The 18,667-nt window shown below is 68.4% G+C and carries 15 protein-coding genes; 9 read left to right on the top strand and 6 right to left on the bottom strand.

The window, feature by feature from the left end:
• Positions 1-120: 120 nt before the first annotated feature.
• From JL101_RS34120 to JL101_RS34105, 4 genes are all read left to right on the top strand, one after another.
• A complete protein-coding gene (locus tag JL101_RS34120; RefSeq protein WP_203100982.1) occupies positions 121-651 on the top strand; it encodes an RNA polymerase sigma factor in 531 nt (176 codons plus the stop codon).
• 5 nt (positions 652-656) lie between these two features.
• Entirely contained in the window at positions 657-1,442 is a 786-nt protein-coding gene (locus JL101_RS34115) for an anti-sigma factor family protein (RefSeq protein WP_203100984.1), read from the top strand.
• A 44-nt stretch (positions 1,443-1,486) separates the two neighbouring features.
• Positions 1,487-2,254: an SDR family oxidoreductase gene (locus JL101_RS34110; protein ID WP_228435664.1), complete on the top strand. Its 768-nt coding sequence runs from the start codon at positions 1,487-1,489 to the stop codon at positions 2,252-2,254.
• Between the two features lie 270 nt (positions 2,255-2,524).
• Positions 2,525-4,387, top strand: coding sequence for a hybrid sensor histidine kinase/response regulator (locus JL101_RS34105; RefSeq protein WP_203100989.1), 1,863 nt, complete (start codon positions 2,525-2,527; stop codon positions 4,385-4,387).
• Positions 4,388-4,404: 17 nt separating this feature from the next.
• Here JL101_RS34105 and JL101_RS34100 read toward each other — a convergent pair whose 3' ends face one another.
• Positions 4,405-5,505, bottom strand: coding sequence for a PAS domain-containing protein (locus JL101_RS34100; RefSeq protein ID WP_203100991.1), 1,101 nt, complete (start codon positions 5,503-5,505; stop codon positions 4,405-4,407).
• A 143-nt stretch (positions 5,506-5,648) separates the two neighbouring features.
• Between JL101_RS34100 and JL101_RS34095 the strand changes: the two genes are divergently transcribed.
• Positions 5,649-7,151 carry a cation:proton antiporter domain-containing protein gene (locus JL101_RS34095; RefSeq protein WP_203100993.1) on the top strand — a complete coding sequence of 501 codons (1,503 nt, stop codon included), beginning with the start codon at positions 5,649-5,651 and terminating at the stop codon, positions 7,149-7,151.
• Between the two features lie 30 nt (positions 7,152-7,181).
• Here the strand turns inward: JL101_RS34095 and JL101_RS34090 are convergent, their stop codons facing one another.
• Together JL101_RS34090 and ngg are read right to left on the bottom strand one after the other, a co-directional pair.
• Positions 7,182-7,604, bottom strand: a complete 423-nt coding sequence (locus JL101_RS34090) for a hypothetical protein (protein WP_323374760.1) — start codon at positions 7,602-7,604, stop codon at positions 7,182-7,184.
• A 109-nt stretch (positions 7,605-7,713) separates the two neighbouring features.
• Complete coding sequence (gene ngg, locus JL101_RS34085; RefSeq protein WP_407697469.1) at positions 7,714-9,495, bottom strand: N-acetylglutaminylglutamine synthetase; 1,782 nt, start codon at positions 9,493-9,495, stop codon at positions 7,714-7,716.
• A gap of 173 nt (positions 9,496-9,668) precedes the next feature.
• On the opposite strand from ngg, the gene JL101_RS34080 reads away from it, so the two are divergent.
• The 4 genes from JL101_RS34080 to JL101_RS34065 are packed head-to-tail and all read left to right on the top strand — an operon-like array spanning position 9,669 to position 14,732.
• Positions 9,669-10,409 carry a type 1 glutamine amidotransferase domain-containing protein gene (locus JL101_RS34080; RefSeq protein WP_203100997.1) on the top strand — a complete coding sequence of 247 codons (741 nt, stop codon included), beginning with the start codon at positions 9,669-9,671 and terminating at the stop codon, positions 10,407-10,409.
• 57 nt (positions 10,410-10,466) lie between these two features.
• Entirely contained in the window at positions 10,467-13,757 is a 3,291-nt protein-coding gene (locus JL101_RS34075; RefSeq protein WP_228435663.1) for a PAS domain S-box protein, read from the top strand.
• Positions 13,750-14,121, top strand: coding sequence for a response regulator (locus JL101_RS34070; protein WP_203101001.1), 372 nt, complete (start codon positions 13,750-13,752; stop codon positions 14,119-14,121). Before JL101_RS34075 ends, JL101_RS34070 begins: the two co-directional genes overlap by 8 nt.
• On the top strand, positions 14,118-14,732 hold the full coding sequence (locus JL101_RS34065; protein ID WP_203101003.1) for a DUF533 domain-containing protein: 615 nt from the start codon (positions 14,118-14,120) through the stop codon (positions 14,730-14,732). Before JL101_RS34070 ends, JL101_RS34065 begins: the two co-directional genes overlap by 4 nt.
• A gap of 3 nt (positions 14,733-14,735) precedes the next feature.
• On the opposite strand, the gene JL101_RS34060 is transcribed toward JL101_RS34065, so the two are convergent.
• The 3 genes from JL101_RS34060 to JL101_RS34050 form a co-directional block, all read right to left on the bottom strand.
• Entirely contained in the window at positions 14,736-15,176 is a 441-nt protein-coding gene (locus tag JL101_RS34060; RefSeq protein ID WP_228435662.1) for a CBS domain-containing protein, read from the bottom strand.
• Positions 15,177-15,357: 181 nt separating this feature from the next.
• The gene (locus JL101_RS34055) at positions 15,358-17,130 is read right to left on the bottom strand and encodes an SLC13 family permease (protein ID WP_203101005.1); all 1,773 of its coding nucleotides are present in this window, start codon (positions 17,128-17,130) and stop codon (positions 15,358-15,360) included.
• Between the two features lie 90 nt (positions 17,131-17,220).
• Entirely contained in the window at positions 17,221-18,639 is a 1,419-nt protein-coding gene (locus tag JL101_RS34050; protein WP_203101008.1) for an Nramp family divalent metal transporter, read from the bottom strand.
• Positions 18,640-18,667 lie beyond the last annotated feature (28 nt).

The following is an 18,667-nucleotide window of genomic DNA, read 5'->3' as shown; positions in this document are numbered from 1 at the left end:
TCGACCAGGCTTGCCGACGATAAAGGCGTATGTTCTTCTGGGCTTCCCCTGGTCTGGAATATGGACATGCCTTTTCTCGTCAGGTCAGCAGTGTAGGGCGGGTGCCATCTCGGTGAAACAATGAAAACAACAGAAGACCACATCCGTAGCAATCTGGTACCGCTGTATCCGAGATTGAAACGATTCGCCGTCAGTTTAACTGGTTCGCTGGATAGTGCGGAGGACTTGGTCCAGCATGCCTGTGAACGGGCCCTCGAACGATCCGAGCAATGGACTCCCGGAACCCGCCTGGACAATTGGTTGTACTGTATCATGCATCGCGCCTGGATCGACGAGCAGCGCAGCGCATTCCGGCGTACCCGAGCGCCTCTCGACGAGGCGTCCGACGTGGAATGCGGAGAAGGGGCGACCGCGGCCGAGAACCTGCTGATGCTGGACGCCGTCTATCGCACCCTCCTTCAATTGCCGGAGGAGCAGCGCAGCGTGCTGACGCTGGTATGCGTCGATGGTTTGAGTTACAAGGAAACCGCTCAAATACTTGGCATCTGCGTCGGCACGGTCATGAGCCGGGTGTCGCGTGGACGTATCGCGCTTGCCAAGCGGATCGAGGAGCCTTCATCCCGATCGGACAATATCGTGAAGTTGTGGTGATTGCGATGGCTGTCGATGACGCTATTCTGGCTGCCTATGTTGATGGTGAACTGGATTCGGATCAACTCGCGGAAGTCGATGGCCTGCTCGCCAAGGACGAGGCTGCCCGCCGAAGGGTTGAGGAGTTGCGCTGGGCAACGGCACGGTTGCGCACCACCTTCTCGGAGCAGCGCTTCGGGCCGCCCCCGGAGAAGTTCCTGGCCCTGGCGGCCGAGCCCGCCGACCCTCCCGCGCCGAAGCGGGCGCTGTTCCGGACCGTGTCGGGCGGCCGGTGGCGCCGCCATGCGCTCGCCGCGTCGCTCCTTGTGCTGATCGGCGGCAACTATGTCTTCGACGCGGCGTGGCGCTGGTCGCAGGACTCCGCCTCGATGAGCGCCGAGGTGCTTGAGGAGATCGCCGAGTACCACATCATCTATGCGCGCGAGAAGGAGCATCTGGTCGAGGTGCCCGCGACGCGGAAGACGCACATAGAGCAGTGGCTGGGCAGCCGGCTGAACCTGGAACTGATCGTCCCCGACCTGTCCCGCCAGGGGCTGGATTTCGCCGGCGCCCGGATGTTGGTTCTGGCGGGCAACCCCGTCGCCCAGCTGATCTATACGCGGCCCGCCGGAGCGCCGGTCGCCCTCTGCATCACAATGGGCGAGGAAAGCTACCGCTCCTTCGCGGTCGAGAAGCATCACGGCGTCAAGGTTGGTCATTGGAACGAGAACGGATATACGTATGTCGTGGTCGGGGCCCTGTCGAAGGACGACGTCTGGCGTATCGCCGCCGAGGTGGAGGTTCAGCTTTGACTGGCCCATGATGGCCTGACCGACAATGAATACTGGAAACGCCCGTGTCGAAGACGCTTTTTGACCTCACCGGCCGCACGGCCCTCGTCACCGGATCGTCCCGCGGCCTGGGCAACGCGATGGCGCGCGGGCTGGCCGAGGCCGGGGCCGCCGTGATCCTCAACGGCTCCGATGCCGATCGCCTCGGCGCCGCCGCGTCGGCCCTTCGGGGCGACGGCCATACCGTCCTGGAATCCCGGTTCGACGTGACCGACGAAGCGGCGGTCGCGGCGGCTTTCGAAGCCCTCGACCGCCAGGGGGTCGAGGTCGACATCCTGGTCAACAACGCCGGTATCCAGCTGCGGAAGCCCATGGTCGACCTCTCGACCGAGGAGTGGCGCCGGGTCATCGAGATCAACCTGACCAGCGCCTTCGTGATCGGGCGCGAGGCGGCCCGCCGCATGATTCCACGCGGCCGGGGCAAGATCGTCAATATCGGTTCGCTCATGAGCGACCTGGCCCGAGCCACCATCGCGCCCTACACGGTCGCCAAGGGCGGGATCAAGATGCTGACCCGCGCCATGACGGCGGAATGGGCCGAGTCCGGGATCCAGGCCAACGCGATCGGCCCCGGCTACATGACGACCGACATGAACCGGGCCCTGATGGACAACCCGACCTTCGACGCCTGGGTCAAGGGGCGGACGCCGTCCCGGCGCTGGGGCCGTCCCGACGAACTGGTCGGAACCGTCGTCTTCCTGGCCTCGCCGGCATCCGACTACGTCAACGGGCAGATCATCTATGTCGACGGCGGGATGCTCGCCGTCCTGTGACGAGGTCCCGCGCGACCGTCATGCCGGCGATAGCCCGACTGTCCCATGGGCGTATATCCATTGTCTCGCACGGTCGCCGGGAAACCTTTGCAGCCATGGTTGTTCGTTGTCTCGGCGGGTTGCTCGGAAGCGAAATGTGGAAAATTCCTGCTGTCAATCGGTATTGTGCTCATGAAAAGATCAGCGTGATTGGCCGCGAGACCCGAAGAGGCACCCTTGTTGGCGCGAGACCACCAGCATCCGGGGCGACCGGATCGCCGGGACGGACAGATGTTCGACCATGATGTCGAGCAGGCGCTCGCGATCGCCGAGGATGCCCGCGAGGAGGCTGCCCAGCTTTCCCTCGAACTCGACAGGGTGAAGTCGCTCCTCGCGGCGAGGACGCTGGAGATCGAGCACGCCAACAGGAAGATCGACCATCAGGAAAGGCTGCTCGACGCGCTGTCGCGCCAGATCGAGGAGAATGCCCGCGAGGCCCAGGCGGCCGGTATGGTCATGGCGGAGGAACTCCAGATCCTCATCGAGGAACTGACCGTTTCCAACGACGAGCTCATCCGGGCGAACCAGGAGCTGGAACATCGGGTGTCCGAGCGTACCCTGGAGATCGAGGAGAGCGAACGCCTCCTCTCCATGGCACAGCGCTATGCCGGGGCGGGCACCTGGGACTGGCGAATCGACACCGGCGAATTCACCTGGTCGGAAACATATTTCGACCTCTATGGCCTGGATCCCGGGACTGTCAAGCCGTCGCTGGAATGCTGGTTGGAGAGCATCCACCCCGACGACCGGGCGAAGACCGATCGCATCCTGCAAGAGACCCTTCAGGGCAGCGCGCCCGATTTCTACGTGCAGTACCGGATCACGCACCCGGACAAAGGTATGCGGTGGCTGGAAGGAAGAGGGCAGATCCTCCGCGACGGCCGGGGCCGCCCGATCCGCATGACCGGCCTGAACCTGGACGTGACCGACCGGAAGCTTGCCGAGGAAGCCCTGTGCAAGGTCCGAGACGAAGCGATCGCCGCGCGCGCCGAGGCGGAGGAGGCCAGCCGGGCGAAGTCGCGCTTCCTGGCGTCGGTCAGCCACGATCTCCGCCAGCCCGTCACCTCGGCCAACCTGTTCCTCCACCTGCTGATGCAACAGAAGCTCGATCCCGGGGACCGCGAGCTGGTCGAGCCGCTTGCCAACAGCCTCGACAGCCTGACGGGAATGCTGAACGGGCTGCTCGAGGTGGCACGGCTGGACGCGGGAATCGTCCGGGCCGATCTGCGCGTCTTCGAACTCGATGAACTGCTCCAGCGCCTCCATGGCGAGTTCCAGGGGCCGGCCCGGACAGCCGGCCTCCGCCTGCACATGCCGCCCGTGGACCTGACGGTCCGCTCGGATCCCCTGCTGGTCGAGCTTGTCCTGCGCAATCTCATCTCCAATGCGATCAAGTACACGTTGGAAGGCGGCGTGACGGTGTTCACCCATGTCCGCGACGGTCGGGCCGTCCTGGAAGTGGGCGACACCGGGCGGGGCATAGCGCCCGGGGAGCTCTGCCGCATCTTCGAGGACTACTATCAGATCGACGACAGGTCGCACGACCATTCCCGAGGGTTCGGCATCGGCCTGGCCACGGCGCGGCGGGTTTCGGAACTGCTCGGTACCCGGATCGACGTGGTCTCGGAAGTCGGGCGCGGGTCGGTCTTCTCGCTGATCCTGCCCCTCGCGGGCGAGGAGTCCGCCCCCGCCGCGGACGTCCAGGGTCTCGCCTCGGACATCCTGGCGGGGTCCTCGGCCCTGGTGATCGACGACGAGCCGCTGGTCCTCCAGGCGATGGAGCTGATGCTGGCTTCGTGGGGTCTCGACGTCCACGCCGTCCGTACCCTGGAAGAGATGGAAACCATCCTCGCGGGGATCGATACACCGCCGACCCTCGTGGTCGCCGACTATACCCTGGGGCACGGCCAGCGCGGCACCGAGGCCGTCGTCATCGCCCGCCGCCATGGCACGCGCGGCGCGATCCTGCTGACCGGCGATACCTCGCCGGAGCGGCTGGCGGAGGCGGAAAAGGCCGACTGCCACCTGGTCCACAAGCCGGTCCTGGCGGACAAGCTGAGAGCCCTGGTGGTGGATATCTGCAGTGCCGCCTGACCGGCGGTTCGACGGCGTCAGCGCATGTCGGAACGCTGATCGATCGCCGAATAGGGGACGGTCAATCGCACCTTCGAGCCGCCCGCCGGATCGACGGTGAGCTCGGCTCCGATCTGCTCGACCAGCACGTCCACGATATCGTTCGGCGGGAAGGTCGGTCCGGCAGCCGTCGGGCCGTTCCCCTCCGCCGCGTCGCCGACCACCAGCTCGATCATGCCGTTCCGCCGGTGGTGCCTGAAGACGACGCGGATCGCGCCGTGCTCGGCCGAACCGTTCCTGATCCCGTGATCGATCCTGGCCGCGATCAGTTCGTTCGCGATCAGGCCCAGGGGTACCGCCGCCTGGATGTCGCACATGAAGGAGTCGGCCTCGACCTGGATCGCGACCTGTTCCTCGAAGGCGGTCGTCAGCATGCCGCAGGTCTCCTCCAGATGCCGGCCGAAATCGATCGCGGTCCACTGGTTGAAGCGCTCCAGCTGTTCGTGGATGCTGCCGAGCACGCGGACGCGCTGCGTGACGAGGTTGAACTGTTGCCTCAGGCCGGGATCGCCGCGCCGCATTTGCAGGTTGAGAAGTCCGACGATGGTCTGCAGATTGTTGCGGACCCGGTGATGGATCTCGATGATCAGGCGCTCGCGTTCGGCCAGCCGCTCCTCGAGTTCCCGCCGGGCGGCGTGAAGGGACTGTTCCGCCTCGACCTCGGCGGTGACATCGTGCTGGTATCCGACGAAGTAGGCCAGCATGCCGACCTCGTCGAAGATCGGGCTGATATGGAGCTGGTTCCAGAACGCTGAACCGTCCTTCCGGTAATTCAGCAGTCTCATGCTGACGGCGCGCGCCTCCTCGACGGCGTTCCGTACCGCGTTGCTGATCTCCCGGTCCGTCTCCGGCCCGCTCAGGAAGCGGCAGTTTCGCCCCAGGATCTCGTCGCGCCGGTAGCCGGTCAGCCGCAGGAAGGCGTCGTTGGCGAAGATGATCGGATTGTCGGGCAGACGGGGGTCGGTGAGGATCGTCGGCGTATGCGATGCCTGGACGACCGCCACGAATGGCCAGAGTTCCAGGTTCGGCTGCGCCTGGACCACGCTGCGGTTCTGTGGAGCGTCCTTGTCTGCGGCCATGTCGACGTTACCAGAATGATTGCTGATGCCTATGACTGCAACAGGCGGTGTGTCGCAGTTGTGTCGACGAATCGAAAGGCGGCGGGACACTCCGCCGTTCCCGCTGTTGGAGGCCCTGCCGCATCGCCAAAGGACAGCGACCCTTGAGCCAGCCCGAGTTCATAGCCCTGCTCATCGCCGCGGTCGGGCCGATGATGGCGCTCAGCCACCTTCTCGGGCTTCCGACCTCCCTGGCGCTGTTCGCCGCCGGTGCCGCCGCGGCCTTCATCCCCGGGCTGCCGCCGCTGAAGGTCGATCCCCAACTGGTCCTCGGCTTGTTCCTGCCGCCCGTCATCTATGCGGCGACCGTCCGGATCTCCTTCCACCTGCTCCGCTTCACGCTCGTTCCCGGCGTGCTGCTCGGCGCCCTCCTGACCATCGCCACGATCGGCGTGGCCGCCGTCGCGGTGGGATACTTGCTTCCCGGCCTGCCGCCGGTCAGCGCCGTCCTGATCGCGACGCTCGTCTCGGTCTTCGATACGCGGCTGTTCCATGAAGCCAAGGGCCGGCCCTATGTTCCCCGGTCGATCGCCGACGTCCTGAAGGCGCGGGAGATCATGTCGCGGATCGTGGTCCTTTCCGCCTTCGCCCTGGCGATCCAGGCCCTGCCGAAAGGGCTGCCGGACGTCCCCGCGGTCCTCGGCGCCTTCGCCTACGACATCGTCGGCGGGGCTGCGGCCGGAGCCGTGATCGGCCGCGGAGTCGTGTGGCTGCGCGAACGGGCGGATCCCGCACCGGTCGAGATCGCCATCTCCGTGTCGATACCTTTTCTCGGCGCGGTCGTCGCCCAGGAGCTGGGCCTGTCCGTCGCCGTCGTCATCATGACGGCGGCCCTGGTGGTCTCCGCGGTCCGCATCGACCGCGAGACGGGTGCGCCGCGGTCCACGTCCGAGGCGCGCCTGACGGCCATGGCCTTCTGGGAGCAGGCCAGCCTCATGCTGTCCGCCGCCCTGTTCTTCCTGGCGGGCTGGTCCATGCCCGAAGCCATGGGGGCGCTCGGCGACTGGCCGTTCCTGCAGGTCGCGGCGAGCGCCGCGGCCCTGCTCGCGACGGTGCTGGCCGTCCAGTACGCGGTCGGCTTCGCGACGACGCTGATCCCGCCGGTGAACGCCGTCCTGCGCGGGCGGAAGGACGAGTTCGGGACCACCAGGGCCGCGGCCGCCGGGGTGATGACCTGGGCATCGACACGTTCCATCGTCGGCCTCGTCCTCGCCCTGTCGCTCCCCGCGACGCTGCCCGACGGGAGGCCCTTCGCCGAGCGCGACCTCATCCTCGTCATGACGGCGCTGACCATCGTCGGCTCGATCGTCCTCCAGGGTCTGACGCTGCGGCCCGCGGTCCGCGGCGCGGCCCTTGGCGAGGAAGAGGAGGAGGAGCGCGAACAGAAGATCGCCGAGAAGACCATGATCGAGGCCCACCCGGTCGGCGATGCGGAAGGCAGCACGCCGGTCAACGGCTTCGACGCCGAACGCCTCGTCCTGCTGCGCCTGCGGGAGGAAGACAGGATCGGCGACGAGGTCCTGCGGCGGATGCTGCGCGAGACGGACCTGCGGTCCCGCGCCTCCGAGAAGAGCGCGCTTCCCGGGGCGGGACCCCCGAATCCCTGATGCCGAATCCCTGATGCCGAATCCCTGATCCTAGGGAGCCCTTTGCGACCGGCCCTCGCGTGCCGCATCGTCGATCTCGACCAAGCGGTCGGCCACCAAGCCGGTCGCGTAGGCGTAGACCGCCTTGTGCAGGAGGTCGATTACCTGTTCGTCCCTCGGCCAGGTCCAGGGCGGGGCGCCGACGCCGGTCGCGTTCTCCAGGCTCTGGTCGTTGATCAGCCTGAGATTGAGGAAGATGAAGGAACCGACCGGGCCGCGGACGCCATGGCGGGCCATCAGGGCGCGCACCGCGCCCAGCAGGATGCCCTGGCCCCAGTGCATGGTCCAGTTCAGGCCGAGCCGTTCGCCGTCCGGCCGTTCCGGCAGTCCCAGCAGGCGTTCGAGGGTGTGGGCCGGGACGTAGGAGTTGGGGCGGCCGGTCACCGCCTGCTCCAGCTTCTCCGCCAGCGTCATCGCCGCGACGCCGGCGACCCCGGCCAGGAGGCCGCGCACCAGGACGTCCCCGGTACCCTGCGGTTGATGTTTCGTTGCCATGAAGATGCCTTCCGTCTGAATTGATCGATCAAATGGCCGTCTGCGGGAAAAGCAGGTCGACGAAGCGTTCGGCCGTCGGCTGCGGTTCGTGGTTGGCGAGGCCGGGCCGCTCGTTGGCCTCGATGATCACGTAATCCGGCCCGCCCGGATCGGGCACCAGGAGGTCGAGCCCGACCACCGGGATCGCGAGCGCCCGCGCCGCCGCCACGGCCGCCTCGGCGAGGGCGGGATGCAGCGCCGCCGTCACGTCGTGCAGGGTGCCGCCGGTATGCAGGTTGGCGGTCTTGCGCACGAACAGCCGCTCCCCTTCGGCAAGCACGTCGTCCATCCCGTGGCCGCCGTCGCGCACGCACCGCTCCGTCTCGGTGTCGAGCGGGATCCGGCTCTCGCCTCCGGTGGCGGCGGCGCGCCGCCGGCTCTGGGCCTCGATCAGCTGGGCGATGGTGTGCTTGCCGGTGCCGGTCACCTCGGCCGGGCGGCGGATCGCCGCGGCGACGACCTTGTAGTCGATCACCACGATACGGAGATCCTGTCCCTCCATGAACGCCTCGAGCAGGACCGTGTCGGCATGGGCCTTCGCCGACGCGATCGCCCGCTCCAGCACCTCGACCGAGCGGACGTCGACGGTGATGCCTTTGCCCTGCTCGCCGCGCGCCGGCTTGACCACGACCCGGCCATGCTCCGCCAGGAAAGCCTTGTCGTCCGCCGGATCGCCCGCCCGGCGCTGGGGCGGCACCCGCAGGCCCGCCTTCTCCAGGGCGCGGCGGGTCACCGCCTTGTCGTCGCAGCGGCTCAGCGCCACGGCGCTGGTCAGTTCCGACAGGCTCTCCCGGCAGACGATCGACCGGCCGCCGAAGCTGAGCCGGAAATAGGCGGTCTCGGCATCCAGCACCTCCACCGCGATGCCGCGCCGCCGGGCCTCGTTGGTGATGATGGTGGCGTAGGGATTGAGCGGCGTCTCGGCCTGCGGCCCGATGAAGAGCTTCTCGTTGATCGCGTTGCGGGTCTTGATCGAGAAGACCGGGACGCGGACGAAGCCCAGCTTCCCGTAGAGCGCAATGGCGCAGGCGTTGTCGTGCATGACAGACAGGTCCATGAAGGCCCGTCCGCGCATTTTGAAGTTGTCTGCCATGGCGCGCACCAGGCATTCCCCGATGCCGGGATAGGCCGCCTGGGGATCGGTCGCCAGGCACCACAGCGAGGAGCCGTTCTCCGGATCGCCGAACGCTTCGGCATGGTCGATGCCGCCGACGGCGCCCATCACGCCGCCGTCCCGGCCGTCCACCGCGATCAGATAGGTCAGGTGCGGACTGTTCCGGTGCGCCAGGAGGAAGTCGTCGGGCGCCGGCAGCATGCCGCGGGATGCGTAGATGCGGTTGACCTCCCGGATCTGGGCCGCCGTCTCCAGCGGCTTCACCGTGAACCCGACCGGCACCCGCTCGTCGGGGGACGCCGCGGCGAGATCCAGCCGGAAGGTGTGCGAGGGGTCGAGGAACAGTTCCTGCGGGGCCAGAGCCAGCATGACATGGGGATCGGTGATATAGGCAGCGATGTCGCGCCGCCCCGGTCCCTCGGCCCGCAGGGCCGCGACGATGCCGGCGGGATCGCCGAAGGTCTGGCCCAGGATCAGCCGGCCCCAGCCACAATCCACCGCCACGTCGGATTGCGGCAGGGGGGCCCGCGGCAAGGGGGTCTGCGCTGGCCGCTGCGATGCCGGGACGATCGACTCGGAGAGCGCGCCGACCGGCGATCCGAGGGGGAGGTCGCTGCCCCGGGACAGGGTGGGACCGTTCTCAAGGGCTGCCGTCACGATGTCTGGGCTCCTCACGTGTGAATCGGAGTGAGAATTCAAGGGGCCTCTTCAACATGCCCGTGGCCGAACCGTCACGTTTTCCCCGTTCACAAAAATTTCCCGGCGGCCCGGCCCAAACCCGCGCGGAATTGTTCCGTTATGTCTTCACCGTCCAACCTGGGAGAGCCTCCATGCCGTCCAAGAGGGTCCTGATCATCACCACGTCCCATTCGCAGATGGGCGATACCGGCAAGAAGACCGGACTGTGGCTCGAGGAGCTGTCGACGCCCTATTACGCGCTCAAGGATGCCGGCCTGGGCGTGATGCTCGCCTCCATCCGGGGTGGCGAGATCCCGTTCGACCCGGCCAGCATCCCGGCCGAGGCGGGAAGCTCGACCGGGGAGGAGCCGGCGGAACAGCAGGAGGTCCCGGAATCCGTCCGCCGCTTCCTGGCGGACGAGGACGCCATGCGGCTCGCCCGGACGTCGTCCGCGGTCGACGAGCTGGCCGGAGAGGACTACGCGGCCCTGTTCATGCCGGGCGGCCACGGGACCATGTGGGACTATCCGGGCAACGCGAAGCTGGCGGAGATGATCGTCGCCGCCGCCGAGCAGGGCAAGGTCGTCGCCTCGGTCTGCCACGGCCCGGCCTGCCTGACCGGCGTCACCATGCTGAACGGCCGTCCCTTCGTCCAGGGACGCCGGGTCACCGGGTTCACCAACACCGAGGAGGAGGCGGTCGGCCTGGCGAAGACGGTTCCGTTCCTGTTGGAGAACCGGCTGAAGGACCTGGGCGCCCAATTTGACCGGGGGCCGGACTGGCAGCCCTTCGCCGTCGTGGACGGCAGGCTGGTGACCGGCCAGAACCCGCAGTCCTCCGAACTGGTGGCAAAGCACGTCATCGGGTTGCTGAAGGAGGATGAAGACGCCTGAAGGCTGTTGAAGCAGGTACCTGACACTATCGAAGCGAGCTATCCCGGAATGTCGTCCATGCCCCTCTCCGCCAACCCGGACAGCCGACTCGCCGCGGAGCTGAGTTACCGGGAGCGCCAGCACGAGCTGCTGGCCCGTTTCGGCATGACGGCGCTGAGGACCACCGACGTGGGCGCCCTTCTGCAGGAGGCGACCAGCCTCTGCGCGGAAGGGCTGCGCACCGACCTGTGCAAGGCGCTGGAGCGGGTGCCGGGGAAGGACGGGGAGGACACGCTGATCGTCCGGGCCGGCGTCGGCTGGGCGCCGGGCGTGGTGGGGCAGGCCCTGGTCGGCGCCGACCTCGCTTCCCCGGCGGGCTACGCCCTGAAGACCGGGGAGCCCGTCATCTCCAACCATCTCAGCGGGGAGGCGCGCTTCCGGACGCCGAAGCTCCTGATCGAGCACGGCGTCCGCCGGGCGATCAACGTCATCATCCGGGGCGAGACCGAGCCGTTCGGCGTGCTGGAGGCCGACAGCCGGGAGGAGGGCAAGTTCGACACGGCGGACGCCGCCTTCCTCCAGGGCTTCGCGAACCTGCTCGGCGGCGCCATCGACCGGGCGCGGGTCGAGGCGGCCTACCACGAGCGGAACGAGCAGCAGAACCTGATGCTGGAGGGCATCCGCGACCACGCCATCTTCATGACCGACACGCAGGGCCGCATCACCTCCTGGCCGATGGGCGCGCGGTCGATCTTCCAGTGGGCGCCGGAGGAGATCCTGGGGCAGGACACCTCCGTCCTGTTCACGCCCGAGGACCGGGAAAAGGGCGCCCACAGGACGGAACTGCAGGGGGCCCGCGACAACGGCTTCTCGGCCGACGAGCGGTGGCACGTCCGCAAGGACGGCACGCTCTTCTTCGCCGAAGGCTCCGTCCGGCCGCTCCACGATGCCCGGGGCGCGTTGCGCGGATTCCTGAAGGTCGCCCACGACGCGACCGAGCGCCGCCGCGCCGAGGAGGCTCTCCGCGAAAGCGAGGCCCAGTTCCGCATCCTGGCGGACTCGATCCCGCAGCTCGCCTGGATGGCCGACGTGGACGGGGCCATCTACTGGTACAATCAGCGCTGGTTCCAGTTCACCGGCGTCCAGCCGGGCGAGACCGAGGGGTGGAACTGGCGGTCCGTCCACCACCCGGACCATGTCGACCGCGTCGCCGAGCATTTCCGCCGGTGCATCGAGGCGGGCGAGCCCTGGGAGGACACCTTCCCCCTGCGCGGCCGCGACGGCCGGTACCGCTGGTTCCTGTCGCGGGCGCTGCCCATGCGCGACCGGCGCGGGCGGGTCGTGCGCTGGCTCGGAACCAACACCGACGTGACCGAGCAGCGCGAGGCCGAGGCCCGCATGGTCGAGGCGGAGCGCCGCCTGCAACTGGCCCTGCGCAGCGCCCGGATCGGCACCTGGTCGTGGAACCTGCACGACGACCGGATCGACGCCGACGCGCGGCTCCGCGAGATCTTCGGCTTCGGCCCGGACGAGACGATCCTGGGCCTTCAGGTCCTCGACCGGGTCCACCCCGAGGACCGGCCCGGCATCGAGGGGATCATCGCGACCGCGCGGCGCGAGCACGGCGAATACGACGTCGAGTTCAGGCTCCTGCTGCCGTCGGGCGAGGTCCGCTGGGCCGTGGCGCGCGGCGTGGTGACGGCCAACGCCATAGAACGGACACTGACCCTGATCGGCGTGACCTGGGACACCACCGACCGGAAGCGGGCCGAAGCCGACCTGGCCGCCGCCCGAGACGCGGCGGAGGAAGCCAACCTCGCCAAGAGCCAGTTCATCGCCAACATGAGCCACGAGCTGCGCACCCCGCTGAGCGCCGTGATCGGCTATTGCGAGATGCTGGAGGAGGAGGCCGAGGACCTTGGCGTGGAGAGCATGCTCGAAGACCTGCGAAAGATCAACGGCAACGCCCGCCACCTTTTGTCGCTGATCAACGACGTCCTCGACATCTCCAAGATCGAGGCCGGCCGGATGGAGGTCTACCCGGAGGCGTTCGAGGTGGCGCCCCTGGTGACGGAGGTCGCCGACACGGTCCATGCCCTGATGGAGAAGAAGTCCAACGCGCTGGAGGTCCGGTGCGGCACCGACCTGGGGCAGGCCTGTTCGGACCCGGTGAAGATCCGCCAGTGCCTGTTCAACCTGCTGAGCAACGCCGCGAAGTTCACCGAGCGCGGCCGGATCGCGCTGTCGGTGGACCGCGTCCGCGTCGAGGAGGAGGACTGGCTGGAGTTCCGGGTGGCCGACACCGGCATCGGCATGACGCCCGAGGCGCTGGCCAAGCTGTTCCGCCGGTTCAGCCAGGCGGACGCCTCGACCACGCGGCGCTTCGGCGGCACCGGGCTCGGCCTGGCGATCACCAAGGCGTTCTGCATCATGCTGGGCGGCGACATCGAGGTGGACAGCGAGCCCGGCGAGGGTACCGTCTTCACGGTCCGGCTGCCGGCGGACATGCGGTCCCACGTCCAGCCGGCCTCCCGGACCGAGGCCGCGGACGGCGCCGATACCGCCGGGGCGCCGGCGTCGGAGGGCAAGCGGAACCTGGTCCTGGTGATCGACGACGATCCCCATGCGCGGGACCTCGTCTCCCGGTTCCTGACGCGCGAGGGCTTCGGCGTCCAGGCCGCCCATGACGGCCAGGAGGGGCTGCGGCTGGCCAAGGCACTGAAGCCCTGCGCGATCCTGCTGGACGTGATGATGCCTAGGACGGACGGGTGGGCGGTGCTGTCGCTGCTGAAGGCCGACCCGGAACTGGCCGACATACCCGTTATCATGGTCACGATGGTCCAGGAGAAGCGGCTGGGCTTCTCGCTGGGGGCGGCGGACTACCTGACCAAGCCGGTCCAGTGGACCCGCCTGAAGAACGTGCTGGACCGCTACCGCGGGCGCGCGATCGCCGGCCGGGCGCTGCTGGTCCAGCACGACCCGGTGTCGCGCGGCGAGCTTCGGCAGCTCCTGGAGAAGGAGGGCTGGTCCGTGATCGACGCGGAGGACCGCGCCTCCGCCCTCGAGCGGGCCGGCGAGGCCCGTCCCGACCTGATCCTGGTCGACCTGGAGGCGCCGGGCGATGCGACCGGCCTGATCCAGGAACTGCGCAGGCGTCCGGAGGGCCGGTCGATCCCGATCATAGCCCTGACCGAGGGCGGCGTGACGGAAACCGAACGCGAGCGGTTGCAGGGGAAAGTGCGCGACATCATCCATACCGACGAGGCGGGTTCCGAGGAGGAACTGCTCGCTGAACTTCGCATGATCGCGTCCGGGCGGGCCGGCCGTCCGGAACCGATCGTGCCGCAGCCCAAGGGAACCGATGACTAGGATATTGCTGGTCGAAGACCACGAAGAGATCTGGGACTTCCTGTCGCGCCGCCTGAAGCGGCGGGGCCATGACGTGATCCTGGCCCATGACGGCCGGGAAGGCGTGGACAAGACCCGCCGGGAGCGGCCCGAGGTCGTCCTGCTGGACATGAACCTGCCGGTGATGGACGGCTGGACCGCCGCCCGCACCCTGAAGGCCGATCCGGAAACCGCGGGAGTGCCGCTGATCGCGCTGACCGCCCACGCCATGTCGGGTGACCGCGACAAGGCGCTGGAGGCCGGATGCGACGACTATCACCCGAAGCCGATAGACTTCTCCCGCCTGCTGTCGCAGATCGACGCGGCGCTGGCCTCGGCGTCATGACCGCGGCCACGGAGTTCCTGAGCACGCTGGTCCGCTCCGCCCTGGGGCGTGGCGGCCGGGAGGAGGAGCCGTCTCCGGCCCCGATCCCGGCCCCGGAGGCGGCTCCGGCGGCGTCGGAAGTGGGGACCGCGGAAACGGATGGGTCCGCCGGCCCCGATCCGGGGTTGGTCTGCATCCTGTCGGAGAAGGTCCTGCTGGCCTGGCTGAGGAACCGGTACCAGCTGCTGTTCCCCTTCGTCCTGGACCTGCGCCGGCTGGACCGGGCGCAGGTCGACCTGTTCATCCGGGCGATGGTCGCGGCGGCCCAGGCGGACGGCGGTTTCGACGGGCGGGAGCGGGAGCGCATCGAGGGGATGCTGTCCCTGGTGAACCCCGACGCGGCGGACCGAGGCGTGCTGGACGCGGCGCTCGAGGGGCAGAGACCGCTGAACGAGGTGCTGCGCGAGGTGCGGGACGTGCAGACGGCGGCCTTGTTCTATGCCGCGTCGCTGATGGCGGTCGACCGGCGCAATCCCGTCAACCACCATTACTTGCGCTACCTGGCGGCCCGCCTCCAGCTCTCCGACGAGTTGGTGACGAGCCTGGAGCAGCGGTTCCGCCCCTCCGCCTGACCGTCAGGCCGGCTCGTTTCCGCCCAGCCGGTCGGTGAGGTCGCGCAGCCCGTTCTGGACCACCTCGCTTTCGACCAGGAGCCGGCGGGAGACGTCGGACAGGGTCAGCCAGCCGACGACGCCGGCGCCTTCCTCCGCGACCGGCAGGCGGCGGATATTGTGGGACGCCATCAGGTCCATGGCGGTGATCAGCGGGTCGTCGGGACGGCAGGTGAAGACCAGCCGGGTCGCGACCTCCGCCACCCGTGTCCGCCTTGGGTCCTTCCCCTCGGCCACCACCCGGTAGAGGATGTCGCGGTCGGTGATGATCCCCTTGAGATCCGCCGGGTCGCCCAGGGGCAGCGCGCTGACGTCCAGCTCCCCCATCAGGATCACGGTTTCCTGGATCGTGGCGTCGGGCTCGACGAATTCCACGTGGCGGGTCATGAAGTCGGCGACCTTCATGGTTTCCTTCCTGTGTCTTGCGGGCCCCTGTCCCATGGGCGAAGCGGGGTGCCGTAGGTCGGCCTCGGCCGAAGGCCGACGCCGACAGCGTGGCCGGATCGTTGATGCGGGGTGTCGGCGTTCGCCCTGGCGGGCGAAGGCCGACCTACCGCTGATCGATCGAAATTACCGTGCACGGACATCAGCCCAGGGGCCAGACCAGCGCGATGAGGGGGATGCCGGCGACGACCACCAGGATCGACAGCGGCATTCCCAGCTTGCAGTAGTCCCCGAACCGGTAGCCGCCGGGACCCATGACCAGCGTGTTGCACTGGTGGCCGAACGGCGTCAGGAAATCGCAGGCCGCCCCCAGGGCAACCGCCATCAGGAACGGGTCGGGGGCGAGCCCCAGCTTCCCCGCCAAGCTGGCGGCGACCGGCGCCATCACCAGGACGGTGGCGGCGTTGTTGAGGAACGGCGTAACCGCCATCGCCACCACCAGGATCAGGCAGAGCGCTCCCATCGGCGGCAGGGCGCCGGCGGCCACCGAAAGCCAGCCGGCGATCAGGTCGGTGGCGCCGGTGGTGCGCACCGCCTCGCTGACCGGGATCAGCGCGCCCAGCAGGATCAGGATCGGCCATTCCACCGACTCGTAGGCGTCGCGCAGCGACAGCGTCCGGGTCAGCAGCAGGGCGAGCGCCGCGCCGAAGAAGGCGAAGGCGACCGGCGCCAGCTTGACGGCGACCGCCCCCATCGCCAGGGCCAGGACGAGGATCGGCAGCCAGCGCCGGCGTCCACGTCCCAGCGCCAGGTCGCGCTCGGCCAGGGGCAGGATGCCGAGCGCCGTCAGGCTGTCGGGCAGCACGTCGAAGCGGCCCTGCAGGACGACCACGTCGCCGGCCTGGAAGCGGACCGACCGCAGCCGCTGGGTGATGCGCTGGCCGCTCCGGCTGATCGCCAGCAGCGTGACCTGGTAGCGGCCGCGCAGGTCGATATGGGCCGGCGTCTCCCCGACCAGCGCGGAATCGGCGGTCACCACCCCCTCGATCGTCCCGACGGTGTCGCCGTCGGCCGCGGCCCCGGCGTCCTGGCCGGCCAGTTCCAGCCCGCCGCGGGCGACCACCCGCTCCAGGGCCTCGGGCTCCCCCTCCAGCAGGAGCACGTCGCCGGCCTGGAGGCGGAGCATCGGCGTCGGCTTGTAGCGCCGGAACCGCTCGCGGACCACGGTGGTCAACGTCGCCGGGCCTTCCGCCAGGGCGGTCACGTCGCGGGCGACGCTGCCGACCAGCGGCGAGTCCGGGGGCACCCGAAGTTCGGCCACGTAGTTCTCGATGTTGATCGCGGCGTCCAGGGAGGCGCCGCCCCGCCGGTCGGCGGGCAGCAGCCGGTAGGTCAGGGTGATGCAGACCAGCCCCAGCGCGGCGATGCCGAGCCCGACCGGCGCATAGTCGAACAGCTGGAAGGGCTGGCCGACGATCTCCTCCCGCACGCGGGAGACGATGATGTTGGGCGAGGTGCCGACCATGGTGATCAGCCCGCCCATCAGCGAGCCGAAGGACAGCGGCATCAGCAGCCGGGAGGGCGGCGTCCCCGTCCGCTTGGCGATCTGGAACGCCACCGGCATCAGGATCGCCAGCGCGCCCACGTTCTTGATGAAGGTGGACAGCACGATCACCGCCAGGACCAGGACGAAGACCTGCGACCGGGTGGTGCGCAGGTAGGGGGCCAGGGGCTGCATCAGCCGCTCGGTGACGCCGGACTTCGCGACGGCGGCGCTGACCAGCAGGGCCGCGGCGACGATGATCACGACCTCGTCGCCGAAGCCGGAGAAGGCGTCCTCCGCCGGGACGATGCCGGCCGCGACGGAAGCGAACAGGGCCAGCATGGCGACGACGTCGTAGCGAAGCCTTCCCCAGACGAAAAGCGCCATCATCGCGATGACGATGGCGAAGGCGAAACCCTGGTGAAGCGTCATTTTCTCTCAAGTGGATCGGGCCGGGACGGCGGAATGAGCCAAGGCTAAACAACCCCGGCCCCCGTTCGTCCCGGCCCGCCGGTTTTCACCTCACTTGAAGAAGCCGAAGACGCTCAGGGCGGTGTAGACCCCGAGGAGCACGATGGCGGCGCTGCTGATCATCAGGACGATGTTGAACAGCCCGCCGCCGTAGATCCGCGGGTCGGTCTCCGTCCGGCGCAGGTACCAGACCGCCACCACGGCGCCCAGCAGGAAGACGCCGGTCATGACGCCGCCGATCTGGACCATCAGCACCGGCGAGCGGATGAACAGGTAGGCGGCACCCCACAGGATCGGCAGGATGACGGTGAAGACGCGGATCCACTTGATCCGGGACTGCGTGTTCTGCCAGTCGACCAACCCGATGACCGAGAGGAAGTTGACATACATGCGCGACCAGCTCGGCACCGCCGCCCACAGGGTCGAGCCCAGCACGGCGATGGCCCCGACCAGGAACAGGATCGCGACACCTTCGCCCAGCGTGTCGGTGTACATGCGCGACAGGGTGACGATCATCTCGTTGCCCTGGGGCACGAGGCCCTGGGGCTTCAGCACCGAAGCGCCCATGATGAAGAAGGCCAGCGTGCCGAAGGTGTAGATCAGCCAGGACACGAAGGCGTCCTTGTACATCACGCTGATCCAGCCGTTGGCCCGGCGGACCCACTCTTCGCTGCCGTCGGCCGGGCCGACATAGCGGGCATAGCCCTTCTCGACGCACCAGTAGGTGTAGAAGGTCAGCTCGTCGGCGCCGACGCCGGTGATCCCGAACATGGCGATGGCGGCGCCGATGGTGCCGGCCGGCACCGCGAAGGCGAGCCCGCCCAGGATGTCGGAGGTGCTGTAGCCGTAGGGCGTGAAGGGCAGGCCGACCGCGATCACGACCGTGGCGATGCTGAACACCACGACCAGCAGCACGGCGCCCCGCTCGATCAGGCTGTATTTGTTGGAGTAGAGGAACGCTATGGCCGACGCCGCGACGATCGCCGTCCAGATCGTCAGCGACAGGGTGCCGAGCGGATCCCCGCCCAGCGGCATGAGGATGCTGAAGGCCGCGGCCGTGCCGCCGACGATGCCGCCGATCTGGAGGATCTTCGAGAGCGCCATCAGCACCCAGAGAAGATTGATCCAGCCGACCCGGCCGATCTTGGGCGGCACCTTGTTGTAGCCGGTCAGGGCCGGCTGGCCCGTCGAGATGGTCCACCGCGCCAGTTCGACCTGGACCGCCACCTTCACCAATGTGCTGAAGATGACCATCCAGAGCAGGGCGAAGCCCGCCTGGGCGCCGAGCGTGGTGGTGGCGATCAGTTCGCCCGAGCCGACGATGGACGCGCTGAGGATCAGTCCCGGTCCGAGGTGCTTGAGGCTGTGCGCCCACCCGACCGGGGGCTCCATGATCCCTTCCGGCGTGAGATGGTAGGGATCGTCGTCGACGACCGGATAGGTCTCAGTCGTTGCCGTGGTGCTGCTCATTGCTCGATTGTCCCTCCCGTTATGGCTT

The organism is Skermanella rosea (assembly GCF_016806835.2).
In the GTDB taxonomy this organism is placed as follows: Bacteria; Pseudomonadota; Alphaproteobacteria; order Azospirillales; family Azospirillaceae; genus Skermanella; species Skermanella rosea.
The sequence above is the reverse complement of the archived record's forward strand: the minus strand, read 5'-3'. Positions and strand labels throughout refer to the sequence as shown.